The following is a 13,065-nucleotide window of genomic DNA, read 5'->3' as shown; positions in this document are numbered from 1 at the left end:
CCTATGAACAATAAATGACAAAAGGCATGAGCAAGGAAAGCACTATGTTTATTCACCCCCATACCTCACTGACCTTCGAGCAGTGTCACAAGGCGCGAGTCGCGCGAGACAGTCGTTTTGATGGGCGATTTTATGTGGCGGTAAAAACAACGGGAATCTTTTGTCGTCCGATTTGCCCGGCAAATTTGCCTAAAGAAGAAAATGTTGAGTATTTCGCTGATAAGACGCAAGCCCTTCAAGCAGGGTACCGTCCGTGTTTACGTTGTCGACCTGACAGCGCGCCTGGATCTTGGGCATGGAAAGGTGTCGAGACGACCTTTCAACGAGCGATTTCGTTAATTGATAGAGGGGAGTTGCATCACCATTCGGTGTCTGAGTTGGCTGAGCGTGTTGGGATTTCTGACCGTTACTTACGTATGTTGTTTGAGCAGTATCTAGGTATGTCACCCAAGCAGTATGCGCAATATCAGCAACTAATGTTCGCCAAACAGTTGCTTCACTCCAGCTCTATGTCGGTCACCGACGTGGGGTTTGCGTCAGGTTTTAACAGTACGCGCCGCTTTAACGATGCTTTTCAAAAGTTTCTCAAACTAACGCCTTCTCAAGTACGCCGTAAAGAGTTTGATGGTGCGGGTTGCAATCGAATTGCCTTACCTTATCGAGGTGAGTTGAATTGGTCGCACATGTTGGACTTCTATCGTTTGCGAGCGGTTGAGGGGGTTGAGCTGGTGAGTGATGAGAGTTATCAGCGCAACGTTTTTTTGGATGACAGCAAAGCCTGGTTTAAAGCGACAAAAGGTGAAGGATACTTAGAACTGGCGTTTGAAATTGAAGACGTAACGAAGCTGCAAAATTTGGTGTCTGACATTCGTCGTATGTTCGATCTTGACGCTGATATTTGTACTGTTGAGCAGCATTTGGAGTATGTCGCGCCTGGGCTCGTGTCGAGTAAAGGTATTCGTATTCCTGGTGTATGGAATGCATGGGAAGCAGGGGCTAGAGCGATTTTAGGCCAGCAAGTGTCGGTTAAAGCTGCGATTGGTCAACTTAACTTATTGGTGGCCACACTTAGTGGTGAGTCAGAAAAACGTTTTTTCCCGACTCCCAGTGATATTGCGAACGCCGACGTGAGCTTTTTGCGCATGCCGCAAAGCCGTAAAGAGACGCTAGTGCGCTTCGCCCAGTTTATGCAGGACAACTCAGAAGCTGACCCCCAGCAGTGGCTAGCTTTGAAAGGCATTGGACCTTGGACCGTCAGTTATGCTCAACTGCGAGGGCAATCTCAACCCGATTGCTTTCTAGATAAAGACTTAGTGGTGAAAAAGGCGATGCAGCGTTACCCATCACTGAATACGCACACTGCGGCCCCTTGGGGAAGCTACGCGACGTTTCACTTATGGAATCAATCATGAAAACATTTTATACCGAAATGCCGAGTCCACTAGGAACGGTGACTATCCAATCGAACGCTGAGGGCTTACTTGGCATTTGGTTTGAAACATGCACCACTAAGCCGAGTGAGCTGGGGGGGCGAGACGAGCAGCATCCGGTCTTGCGCCAAGCTGTCACCCAACTGGATGAATACTTTGCTGGTCTGCGCAACGAATTCGATTTGCCCCTTGCAGCGACAGGCACTGATTTTCAAAATCAAGTTTGGCAGGCACTAACGACCATTCCATATGGGGAAACGTGGAGCTATCAAGATCTCGCGAATGCGATAGGTAACCCTAAAGCTGTGCGTGCTGTTGGGTTAGCAAACGGGAAGAATCCGATTTCTATCGTGGTGCCTTGTCATCGCGTTATTGGCAAAAGCGGAAAACTGACTGGGTATGCAGGTGGAGTGGAGCGCAAGCAACGTTTGCTCGCGTTGGAGCAAGGTACACTGCTTTAAGTGAGGCGATTCTCGTATTGGGATTAAGCGTGCTACACAGGGGTAACGATAGTGTAGAGTTTCATAATCGTTATACGAATAGAAGAAGGACAATAAGGACATGCCTTTCAAAACGGATTTTGATGCCTTCATGAGTGAGTGTTGGCAGCATCACGAGGAAAATCCCGAACAAGTTTATGCTAAGCTAGAAACGGCTCTGAGCGAGGTGGAAGACGTTACCCAAATCGAGCGAATATTCGCATTGATGCTGCATACCGCTATTGGGCATCTCCAGTGCCCAGAACAGTTTCTTACTTGTTTAGAGCACTTTGATGAACGCAAGGTTGCCGAGAGTTTGGCATTTCAACGCAGTATTGCCGTTGTGCGCTATTTCGTAGATGGCACTGACAATATGGAATTATTGGAAGAGCAAGAACAACGCCGAGTTTACGCTTTGATTTCGAATGAACTTTCTGCACTTGTTCAGCTTGAACTGGCGAGTCAATGGTTGGTGAAGGCAGCGTTAGGAATGACGCCGAACGATGCAGAAGGGCCATTAGCGCGCGCTATCGCGATCACTGCAAACAACTTAGCATGTCAGTACGAAGCGCTGGCTGAGCGCACGTGCATGGAAAAATCGAAGATGTTAGAAGCAGCGACACTCGCGCTAGACTATTGGAAAGTGGCAGGGGGTTGGATGCAAGAAGAGCGCGCAGAGTATCGCTTAGCGATGAGCTTGCTTAAAGCGGATAAACCGCAAGAAGCCAAAGTGCATGCTGAGCGCTGTGAGGCTATTTGTCAGCAAAATGGTAGCGACGCGTTTGAGCTGTTCCACGCACATGACTTGTTGATGCAAGTACACTTCCATCTTAGCCAGAAATATAAAGCTAAATTGGATGAAGAGATGCAGCAGCACTGCAAAACGAGCTCGTTGACGTGATCTTAGCGTTGAATGAAAAAGCCCCGAGCGACTGGCTGGGGGCTTTAGGGTTGTTGACTATGCAGCGATGATTATGCTGCTTGCGCTTTTGCTTGGTATCGTCCTGGTTTATGGTTCATCGCCAAAATCAAGTTCGTTGCGATGGCACCTAGAACAGATAGAGCGATAAGGTGCACATCTACAATGAACAGTGACATCACCACGATGGCACAATCTAACGCCATTTGAACTTTACCCGCTCGAACTCCAAAACGTTCCTGAAGGTACAACGCTAGAATGTTAAAGCCACCCAAACTCATTTTGTGACGGAAAATTACCAACATACCGATTCCAATCAGCCCACCACCCAAAAGTGCCGCATAGAAAGGTTCGATTCGTGAAATCTCAATCACATGATGCAGATGATCGACCGCAAAAGAGACAATCGAAACTGCAATAAAGGTATTGATAGTGAAGCGCCAACCCATGCGCATCACAGATAAAATATAAAAAGGGAGGTTAAGAGCGAAAAATATCTGACCAAAACTGAAGTCACTCACTTTGGTTAGGAAGATCGCCAAGCCAGCCGTACCGCCAGTGAGCAATCCTACTTTGCTAAAAAATATCACCCCAAGTGACACTAACGCACTGCCGAGCGTCAGAGCCAAGAGGTTCTCTCTTAGGCTATGATCTTTGTCCATAAATTAATTTCCTTGGTTTAAAAACCGCGCCGGAGATAACACGTCTCACGGACGCGATAGACAGTCGCCAAAATAGCAACTAACAAATCGGCCAATAAAATGTCGCGAAAAGTGATGGATGTCGAGTTTTTGGACGAGATTATGATGATATTAACCTGTTTAACATAATGTACACAGATAGAAAAACAACAAGGAAAAGTTATGATTAAGAAAGTTGGCAACACCCAAATCAACACATTACATCGACTGAGTTGTCACTGTGGAAAAGTTGAGTTGGAACTGGCGTTACCCAATGGTATTGAGAAACCGAGACGGTGTGACTGTTCTATGTGTCGACGTCGTGGCGCGATTGTCGCGTCTGTACCTTTGAACGGTATTCGTATTGTGCAAGGCGAAGACGTCTTGAAGCAGTATCAATTTAATACACACACTGCGAAGCACTTTTTCTGTGGCGAGTGCGGTATTTATACGCACCATCAGCGTCGTTCTGACCCGAGTGAGTATGGCTATAATGTCGGCTGCTTAGAGGGCGTCAACCCATATGAGTTGGGAGCGATTGAAGTGATGGATGGCGTTAACCATCCATCCGACCGTTAGGTTACATTGCAAGTTAAGTGACTAATTCTAGGTGTTTTTAAGTAAATAAACCGCTATTTATCCACAAGTGTACCGCAATACTGGCGGCATAACCCAAGGCGATGACGGGAGCCCACTTTAGGTGGCCAAAGAAGGTGTATTGTCCACGCGCGGCTCCCATTAAAGCGACGCCTGCCGCGGAGCCAATGGAAAGCAAACTGCCACCGACACCTGCGGTTAATGTGACCAGTAGCCAGTTGCCCATCGACATGCTTGGTTCCATGGTCAGTACAGCAAACATAACCGGAATGTTATCGACGATTGCAGATAGGACACCAACCATTACGTTTGCCCAGACTGGGTTCCATTGCGTGTACATGACGTTTGAAACCAGTTCGAGGTAGCCAAGTAAACTTAAACCGCCAACACACATTACAACACCGTAGAAGAACAACAAGGTGTCCCATTCGGCTCGAGACACACGATGAAACACATCAAACGGAACCACTGAGCCTAAGCGCTTCAATGCCTGATCATCGCCATTGGCAATTGCCATAGCTGCTTTTTTTGCGAGTGAGTGTTTGAGAGTTTGGCGCAAAAAATATCCGAAAAACTGTAAGTACGCCAAGCCCATCATCATGCCCATAACGGGTGGGAAGTGCAGCACAGCATGGAAAGAGACTGCGGTGGCAATCGTCAAAATGAACAACGCGACAATACGCCTTGCCCCGCGTTTTAGCTCAACGTGTTGGTGAATCGTATTCGGTTTTGTGTTTGGAACAAAAAGTGACATCAAAAATGCGGGAACCAAGTAGTTCACCAATGACGGTACAAACAACGGAATGAACTCAGCAAAGCTGACATGACCGGCCTGCCACACCATCAGGGTTGTAATATCACCAAATGGGCTGAATGCACCGCCAGCATTGGCTGCGATAACAATGTTGATACAAGCAAGATTGACGAACTTAGGATTATCACCAGAGACTTTCATCACTACAGCGCACATCAAAAGGGCCGTAGTTAAGTTATCGGCAATCGGTGAAATGACAAAAGCGAGAAACCCCGTCAGCCAGAACAACTTTTTGAATCCAAAACCTTTACCAACCATCCACGCCTGTAAGGCATCGAAGAGTTTGCGTTCTTCCATTGCGTTGATGTAGGTCATCGCCACGAGCAAAAACAGCAGCAACTCGGCATATTCCAACAAGTTGTGTTCTAGTGCGGATTTGGCGATTTCAGGCTGGTTGTGCTGAGCAAAGGTGTAGCCAATCAGAATCCAAATTAACCCTGCAGCGAGCAGCACTGGCTTGGATTTTCTCATTTTCAGATACTCTTCCAACATAACCAGTATGTAAGCGATCGAAAAGATAATCAGAGCCGCGTAACCGACACCAGAATTAACAAGATTCAGTTCATTGGTTGATGCAGCAAAGGTGGCGCTAGAGAACAACAAACAGCAGAAAGCCACAATTGGATAGATTGGCATAGACATTTCTCCTTTGTCTGGTTGGAGAAATATTAGCCACAAATGAATGAGTTAGTTGTGAGAGAGCTCGAATTAACAGTAGGAGTTAGGAAATGATAGTGTGCGCCACTATTTTCTGAGTGACGCAATGCTTGCTGCGCCGAATAAAACCGCAGCGGCATATAAACCGTAAGTTAACCAGTGACTAATCTCTAAAAAAGGAACGAGTCCTTGACCTGCCCACATACAGCCTCCGTTTAATGAGCAATGTTGTAATAGTCGAGCCAATTTAAAGGAAATGAACAATGTTTTTTGTGAGTGAAAGCAAATTCTGAAGGATTAGAAAGTCAAAAATTGGTCAGTGAGAGAGAAATCTCATTTTGAACTGGCTAGCTCTAACCCTTTTGAGTTAAAGCTAGCTATATCTAGAGCTGAATGCATTTAGCGTAGGAGCCATTTTTTCAACGGTGAAGCGTCGATTGCTTTCACAAGCAGTATGGTTGCAACAATCGTTGCAGGATAAATAAACACATCTTTCGCGAGGTGTTGCAGCCCGATAAATCCAGCGACATTCATCATGACAATTATGATAAGCAGATGGCTAACATATATCCCTAACACGCTAGGAGATAGTTTGAAGACCCAAGGCATGTCGCCAAAATGAGGGTGAGCCAAAAGCCACATAAAGACACCTACAGACCAGATAACGGTACCGAATAGGAAGTCGTGCGAGTTGAAAGCGATGTCATGTTGCATCAGCCAGTAAGCTTCACCAAAATGCAGTGCCATGCCAAGAATAATGCATCGAACCGTATTGTTTCGCGACCACCGCCACTGCGCTTCTCGTGCGAAATAACCCAGAACAATGAGCAACGTGCTGAAAAAAGGCCCATTACGAGTAAAGAAAGGCGCTGGCAGGTCGGTAATGGTCGCGTAACTGCCAGCAAAGACCCCGTATATGTATAGCAATACTGCAGTTGGCAGTATCAGTTGCACCATATTGATATGCACGAGAAAGGCAATTAACGCTACGGCAATGACCAGAGCCGGAATAAACCACAGATGAACGAGTCCGCCTTCGATGAGTGAATTGATCGGGGTTGACATTAAGTACCCCCAATAACCTTGCCTTTCTGCGAGATACCCTGCCTCAGCGACCGTCTGCCATTGGAATGGCATCAGTAAACTGATCATGCTCCAAATGAGCCAAACCTTCATTAACGGTTTGGCGTAGTTCTTAAGAGTATCGATAGGTGAATGACTCAACTTCGGCTGGATTAGATAACCCGAGATGAGAAAGAACAGCGGAACAGCAAAACGAGCCAGTTGGTTGAGCATATAGCCAACCCATGGTATCCCATCCCACTGCCAGTACGTCAGTGCCATCTGGCAATGCAAACCCACAATCGCAAGCATTGCAATGATACGTGCAAACTCTAAGCTGGCTATTTTTTGTTTCTTTGCCATTACATTGTTTACCTAAATAAAAAACTTAGGTGAAAATAGCAGGTTGTTGTTGAAGTAATACGTGAAAAAGTCAACAGACTTGCGCTTACATTGAAGCTGTTTCGAAAATTAAGACTTACTTCAAACTTCTTAATTATTAACCTATTAACGCAATCAATACCTGATTTGTGAGTCGAAAATAGCACTGAATAATGGTTAGACCAGTTAACTCGAGATTGCAAAAAAGAACGATCGTGCTAAAAATAAGATTATGCAAAAAGGAAAAGTGACAAAAGAGTTTATTCTGCAGCGGGCTTTTGAAATCGCCAGCGAAGACGGATTAGAAAGTCTTACGATTGGAGAGTTAGCCAAGCAATGCGGTATGTCGAAAAGTGGTCTGTTTGCCCACTTTAATTCGAAGTTGAATTTACAGCTATCGGTGCTTGATCACGCCAATAAAGTGTTCGCTGATCGGGTTATTGAGCCTGCTCGAGAACTCGGGGATGGCAATATCGAGCGTAAAATTCGAGGGTTGCTCGACTCTTGGATGACTTGGAATCACGCATTCCAAGGAAGTTGTATGTTTCTTGACGCTTGGAATGATACGGCAGATAAAGATTGCCCGCTTCAGGCCGGGCTGCGTAAATCCATAGACACTTGGCTGAGCTATTTGGAGATCCAAATAACGAAAGGCAAAGAGAAGCAAGAATTTGCAGCAGACTTAGATACACGCCAAGCAACGTTTGATTTGTACGGTCTCTATTTGAGTGCGCATGTTTTTTACTCAATTAAAGGTGAGCAAGAAAGCTTGCGTCTGTTTTGGCAAGGGATCGACAACTTATTTTCTCGCTGGAAAGGCTAATATCGGTTATTCGCTTCCCAGATTCGTAGACATAAAATCACAAAGAGCGGCTGATTTCGCTCTTTCTTATCAGTATAAAAAGCACGACCGTTCTATTTTGTGCAAAGCTGATAGTTAAGGACATGATTATGAGTGAAAAAATTTACTTTAATACATCGCAACGTTTCAGTATTAAGCGCAGTTTGGTGAACATGAGTACTCGGTTACACCATACACTGGCCCCGTCACATGCAAAGAAGACCGCGCGCAAGCTTCTTCTGACACCTGCTCGTACGCAACCTAAAAATATTGAACCTCAAGGGCTTATCAAAGGTGAAATTAAAGGGCATGCAGGCATCATCAAAACCTATACTTTGGGCTCTGGACCTATTTGGGTGCTAACTCATGGTTGGTCTGGCACGGCAAGTCAGTTTTATCCACTGATGGAACATATTGCGTCGAAAGGGTTTACTGCTTTGGCGTACGATCATCCGGCACATGGTGAGAGTGAGGGGAAGTATGGGCACATTCCGGGGTTTGTCAGAGGATTAGAAGATGTGTTGGATACGGTCGAGGATATTGTTGGCCTAGTTGGGCACAGCATGGGCACCGCTTCTGCTCTTGAGTGTAGGCACAGTAAGTTAGAAAACAAGCCTTTGCTGCTTATTGCTCCGGTATTAAATTACGTAGAGAACTTATTCGGTAGCATTGCACGTTCCGGTTACTCGATGAAGCTTTTTAATGCTGTGGTTTCAGAAGTTGAAGACCAATTTGGTTATCCGTTACAGTCCATTGATCCGATGAAGCGTTTGTCTGAGCGTCCGTCTCACACCATTATTATTCATGATGAGCAAGACAAGTTCACCAAATACAGTGTCTCGGCAAAAGCGGCTGAAGAGATTAAAAACGTTGAGTTAGTGACAACACAAGGTCAGGGGCATGGTCGAGTGATGAAGTGTGAGCAAGTCTTCAGTAGTTTTGACCGTTTGCTCGATAGTGCTTGGTAACCCTTACTTTTACTGATTGATTCGCTCCGTTTTGCGCTAATTCGATTTGAAAGTAACACCTCAGATTTTTTCGTCTCTGGTGTTGCTCTCCTCGTTAAGAGGTTAAATCCAAAAAGGACAGCCGAAGCTGTCCTTTGTTTATTTAGCAGAAAGTCTACAAGGCTGAAGTTAGTTACAGTTAGCTACGCCAACTTCTTTCCAAACGCCCCATTCGCCAGATTGGCTAGGATCGTCACCCTGAGTCCACCATTTCGCTTCCCACGTTTTACCTGCGTGAGTCACTTGGTTACCACCTGTGTACACTGCGCTCGCATCCCATGCGTTGTCACAAGTACCAGGGTTCGGATCGGTTGTGTGCTGTGCAACAACCACTGTCGCGCTTGCCGATGAAGACGCTTTACCGTCGCTCACACTTACAGTGAAGCTTAAGCTTGTGTCTTGCGGGTATTCCGCAGCAGTGAACGTGACTTTAGAGCCTTCAACCGTTGCATTCAGACCTTGAGGTAGAGTCCAGTTGAATGTCAGGGTATCGTTGTCAGCATCGCTAGACGCAGCTGCATCTACAACCACAACGTCACCAGCGTTTGCTGTTGCTGGAGCAACAATTTGCGCTATTGGTGCGCTGTTCACTGGGTCAACAACACCTGCTGGTTTCACTGTTACTACAACGAGGTCAGATGCCGTTGCACCTTCGTTATCAGACACCGTCAGCTTGAAAGTTAATTGCTCTTCAACAATAACTTCTGCTGCATCAAAGCTTGCTTTCGCTGTGTTTGCACCTGTTAGTACCACTGCCGTGCCAGATACTTGTTCCCAAGCGTAGCTTGCGATGGTGCCGTCAGAGTCGTTTGACAGGCTGCCATCTAGAACCACACTTGCAGGACCTGTTACCGATTGATCTGCGCCAGCGGCTGCGGTTGGTTTACGGTTTGGTTGAGGTACCACACCACCAGCCATACCTTCGTGCATCGCGTTTAAAATGTCGCCGTTATCCGCGTCAATTTCCCAAGAGAATAGACCAGCAAGACCAAGAGACTTCGCGTAGCTACCTTTTGCTAGCACTGAACGGTGGTCATCAAATGTGATCAACTCGCCCGTAGTACGGTTCCATACCCATGGTGCTTCTGCTTGTGCATCGTAGCCGTATTCGAAGCCGTTAATGCCAGTGTTGTTTGCACCTAACATGAATGACTTAATGCCTTTGTAGTCAATTACGCCATCTTCCCAAACACCTTGTGCTGTGCTGCCCTTCAGTTTACCTGTAGCAGTACCTGTCATTGGGTCGTTTGGATCTGTGAGTGTATCTGGAGTTACGCCTTCCCAGCCACGACCGTACATTGCTGTACCAAGTACTAGCTTGTTCGCAGGAACGCCTTGAGCAAGAAGAAGTTGGATGCCGTTATCTGCTGTGTAAGCAGGACCTTTGTACGGTTCGCCGTTCTCATCAACGCCACTACCGTCACACTGACCAGGACGCATGAATGAACCACAGTAAAGCGCAGTTTGGTGACCAGGAACGTTATTCCAACCACCGTAGAAGTCGTAAGTCATTGCGAAGATGTAATCCATGTACTGAACTGCATCTGCGTAGTCTACGTCTTCAATCTTGTCGTAACCGACACCGATAGCGGACGTTAGCTCGTAAGTACGGCCTGTCTCAGCTTCTAATTCATCAAGCATTACGCGCAGTTCACGCATCAGTGCGATGTATGCTGGGCCATCGTTTACAGGGTCGCCCTTATCGGCTGCTGCACCGCCGCCGCCAGGGAATTCCCAGTCGATGTCAACACCGTCGTAGAATTTCCAAGTTTTCAGGAACTTCTTAACTGATGCGACGAATGTGTCACGGTTTTTCTTGTCCACGAAATCGAAGAATGGGTCAGACAGTGTCCAACCACCGATCGATGGGATGATTTTTAGATCAGGGTTACGTTGTTTCAATGCCATTAGCATTGCGTAGTTACCCTTGATAGGCGTGCTGTATTCATGGCCAGCTTGTGGGAAGCTCTTCTGATAAGCAGCCCAAGGGTCATGGATAACGACTTCATAATCAGGCACACCTGTACAAGCAGTTTGTAGCGCGTTGAAACTGTTGCCGCCAACAGACTTCACAGACTCATTTGGGCCACAAATTGGGATAAAACCGTAAAGGATGTGAGTCAAGTTGTCGACCGGCATATTATCGACGGTGTAGTCACGGCCATAGATGCCCCATTCAACAAAATACGTACCCATCACGACGCTTGGATCGGTATTGTAGGTTTTGTTGTTTGGATCAACATTCATCGTTAGTGGCTTCAGGTGAGAACCATCGGTATCTGCAATTGTGATTTCAGCTGGTGCGCTTTTCGCACAACCTGTCGCATCACATGCTTCGATTTCCATTTGGTATAAGCCACCTTGGCCGTATTCAAACGAAGCTGTCGTTTGGCTACCAGTGATAGGGCCGCTTGCTACTTTTACACCATCAAAATAGACGTTGTAAGTGTCACCAGGTGTGCCACTCCACTGGTTAAATTTAACAGTGATCTTCGCTTGCTCATGGTATTTCACCATGTCGTAGTAGCCTGACGTGGTTTCCATCGCGAGTTCAATTTTAGAAAACTGAAGGTTGTTGGAACCGTACATATCGATACTTGGTGCGGTTGGAGCCGCAACTGCAGCACCTGATAGCGCTAAAGCAACTCCAGCTGCACATAGGTTAAATCGAATCATAACTTCTCTCTCAATCCTTGGATTCATGTTCTACCTAGAACATAGGCTGCTCTTGCACCAGATAAGATGATTGGATTTACTCCACGTGCAAAAGCATCACACTCAGCATTTCAGAGAGTTTTTTTTCGTCAAAAAAAATTAAGACGGTTTTCGAGGCACTTGAGAGAACTTAACTAAAACTCGCACTCTGTTACACAGAAAGTGTCAGACTGAGTCAATAATTTATAAAATCTCAGCAGAAACTAAAATTATTGTTTACTCAGTAACGAGTTAGTTAAATGCGATGAAGGCCTTATTTTGTTGTTTATTAAGGTTTTGTTTCATTGATATAGAAAGAGAATTGAAAGGAAAAATAGCCGTGAAGACATACTAGTCACGGCTGAAGTGTTCACTCAACGCGGCGCGACGTTTAGAGGCTGCGCCGGTTTCTGAGCCCTGAACGGTATGCTCAAATCCTTTACGAATGAATCGCTGATCTGGAATAAGAGGCTCAATACGGCGTATTTGAGGTGAAAGATGAGAGCCCGAGATCTGATACGCTGTCTTTCCTAATCCGGTATTCAACGTGATGACCTTGCCATCGAATTCAAATTCCGTCGTAATGAGTCGATGGTTTCGGTATACCCCATCTTCAGTGAAAACGAGACGTTCTGTTTGGTAGGGTGGCGCGCCAATCTCAATCCATTCGCCGTACACCTTTTCCGGATCAATGTGGTCTTGATAGGATAGGTGGATTTGATAGCCAAAAAACGTCAACAGACCCATCCCGAAGCAGACAAATGTACTCTTGAGGATTTTGGATTGGTAGCGAGCCAAAAATGAAAGTTTTGGTTCTTGTCGTGCTTTTCGCCTTCGGCGAGTCGAGTCCGTCATAGATCTAATTTTCTCCACTTTTTTAACATGGTGGAAACCTTCCTTTTTAAAAACAAACAATCCCGCCATTGAGACGACGAAACTATGATCTAATGTCCACTTTTACATTCAGATACACATCTTATTGATGGTTTTGTTGTTTGCTCACATTCATTACTTCGCAGGTTTTCTTGCTCGGTTTAGGTCGCCTGATTAATCCTCGCGAAAAAAGGTTCTCGCTCAGTAGCAAAGGATGTGCGTTATTACGTTGAGTTTAATGGCTTTCAAAGCTTGAGTAACGGAAAGAAACAAGGTAAAAAAGAGCGGACTTTTGATAAGGAAACCAATAATGAATATTAAGGAAAATAGCTATTTTGCTGGTAGTGTAAAATCACTAGGCTTTAACCAGAAAGATCAGGATGTTAGCGTTGGTGTGATGCTTCCTGGTGAGTACACGTTTGGTACTCAAGCACCAGAGCGTATGACGGTTGTAAAAGGTGCGCTTGTGGTCAAGCGTGTTGGCGAGAGCGATTGGACGACTTATCAAAGTGGTGAGTTTTTTGAAGTGGAAGGTAATTCTTCATTTGAGCTTCAAGTGAAAGAAGCGACTGCGTATTTATGTGAGTACTTCTAGCGTTCATTTGTTGCTCGTCATAAAACCACCTTCGGG

General features: G+C 45.8%; 12 protein-coding genes. 7 read left to right on the top strand and 5 right to left on the bottom strand.

Going from position 1 to position 13,065, the window contains the following annotated elements; translation table 11 throughout:
* The first annotated feature begins 44 nt into the window (after positions 1 to 44).
* The 3 genes from R7Z78_RS19455 to R7Z78_RS19445 all read left to right on the top strand — a co-directional run bounded on the left by R7Z78_RS19455 (position 45) and on the right by R7Z78_RS19445 (position 2,810).
* On the top strand, positions 45 to 1,412 hold the full coding sequence (locus R7Z78_RS19455; RefSeq protein ID WP_031780807.1) for an AlkA N-terminal domain-containing protein: 1,368 nt from the start codon (positions 45 to 47) through the stop codon (positions 1,410 to 1,412).
* Complete coding sequence (locus R7Z78_RS19450) at positions 1,409 to 1,891, top strand: methylated-DNA--[protein]-cysteine S-methyltransferase (protein ID WP_064354446.1); 483 nt, start codon at positions 1,409 to 1,411, stop codon at positions 1,889 to 1,891. The genes R7Z78_RS19455 and R7Z78_RS19450 overlap by 4 nt, the downstream gene beginning before the upstream one ends.
* A gap of 100 nt (positions 1,892 to 1,991) precedes the next feature.
* Positions 1,992 to 2,810, top strand: a complete 819-nt coding sequence (locus R7Z78_RS19445) for a hypothetical protein (protein ID WP_017633819.1) — start codon at positions 1,992 to 1,994, stop codon at positions 2,808 to 2,810.
* A gap of 71 nt (positions 2,811 to 2,881) precedes the next feature.
* Here R7Z78_RS19445 and R7Z78_RS19440 read toward each other — a convergent pair whose 3' ends face one another.
* A complete protein-coding gene (locus tag R7Z78_RS19440) occupies positions 2,882 to 3,490 on the bottom strand; it encodes a YitT family protein (RefSeq protein WP_005374427.1) in 609 nt (202 codons plus the stop codon).
* A gap of 201 nt (positions 3,491 to 3,691) precedes the next feature.
* On the opposite strand from R7Z78_RS19440, the gene R7Z78_RS19435 reads away from it, so the two are divergent.
* Positions 3,692 to 4,087 (top strand): GFA family protein, encoded by a 396-nt coding sequence (locus tag R7Z78_RS19435; RefSeq protein ID WP_017821038.1) that lies wholly within the window; start codon positions 3,692 to 3,694, stop codon positions 4,085 to 4,087.
* 37 nt (positions 4,088 to 4,124) lie between these two features.
* On the opposite strand, the gene nhaD is transcribed toward R7Z78_RS19435, so the two are convergent.
* Both nhaD and R7Z78_RS19425 read right to left on the bottom strand, forming a co-directional pair.
* A complete protein-coding gene (gene nhaD / locus R7Z78_RS19430; RefSeq protein WP_025768739.1) occupies positions 4,125 to 5,555 on the bottom strand; it encodes a sodium:proton antiporter NhaD in 1,431 nt (476 codons plus the stop codon).
* Positions 5,556 to 5,975: 420 nt separating this feature from the next.
* A complete protein-coding gene (locus R7Z78_RS19425; RefSeq protein WP_104976351.1) occupies positions 5,976 to 7,001 on the bottom strand; it encodes an acyltransferase in 1,026 nt (341 codons plus the stop codon).
* 250 nt (positions 7,002 to 7,251) lie between these two features.
* Between R7Z78_RS19425 and R7Z78_RS19420 the strand changes: the two genes are divergently transcribed.
* Together R7Z78_RS19420 and R7Z78_RS19415 are read left to right on the top strand one after the other, a co-directional pair.
* A complete protein-coding gene (locus R7Z78_RS19420; RefSeq protein ID WP_047102492.1) occupies positions 7,252 to 7,842 on the top strand; it encodes a TetR/AcrR family transcriptional regulator in 591 nt (196 codons plus the stop codon).
* A 128-nt stretch (positions 7,843 to 7,970) separates the two neighbouring features.
* The gene (locus R7Z78_RS19415) at positions 7,971 to 8,828 is read left to right on the top strand and encodes an alpha/beta hydrolase (RefSeq protein WP_047102493.1); all 858 of its coding nucleotides are present in this window, start codon (positions 7,971 to 7,973) and stop codon (positions 8,826 to 8,828) included.
* 168 nt (positions 8,829 to 8,996) lie between these two features.
* On the opposite strand, the gene R7Z78_RS19410 is transcribed toward R7Z78_RS19415, so the two are convergent.
* Together R7Z78_RS19410 and R7Z78_RS19405 are read right to left on the bottom strand one after the other, a co-directional pair.
* Positions 8,997 to 11,543, bottom strand: a complete 2,547-nt coding sequence (locus R7Z78_RS19410) for a glycosyl hydrolase family 18 protein (RefSeq protein ID WP_169644033.1) — start codon at positions 11,541 to 11,543, stop codon at positions 8,997 to 8,999.
* Positions 11,544 to 11,912: 369 nt separating this feature from the next.
* On the bottom strand, positions 11,913 to 12,416 hold the full coding sequence (locus tag R7Z78_RS19405; RefSeq protein ID WP_021035895.1) for a DUF2850 domain-containing protein: 504 nt from the start codon (positions 12,414 to 12,416) through the stop codon (positions 11,913 to 11,915).
* A 328-nt stretch (positions 12,417 to 12,744) separates the two neighbouring features.
* Between R7Z78_RS19405 and R7Z78_RS19400 the strand changes: the two genes are divergently transcribed.
* Positions 12,745 to 13,029: a pyrimidine/purine nucleoside phosphorylase gene (locus tag R7Z78_RS19400; RefSeq protein WP_005383244.1), complete on the top strand. Its 285-nt coding sequence runs from the start codon at positions 12,745 to 12,747 to the stop codon at positions 13,027 to 13,029.
* The last annotated feature ends 36 nt before the right edge of the window (positions 13,030 to 13,065 follow it).

It is taken from the genome of Vibrio sp. 1167, assembly GCF_033340375.1.
GTDB lineage: Bacteria > Pseudomonadota > Gammaproteobacteria > Enterobacterales > Vibrionaceae > Vibrio > Vibrio alginolyticus.
Note: the sequence above shows the minus strand (reverse complement) of the source record. Positions and strands in the feature narration are given on the sequence as shown.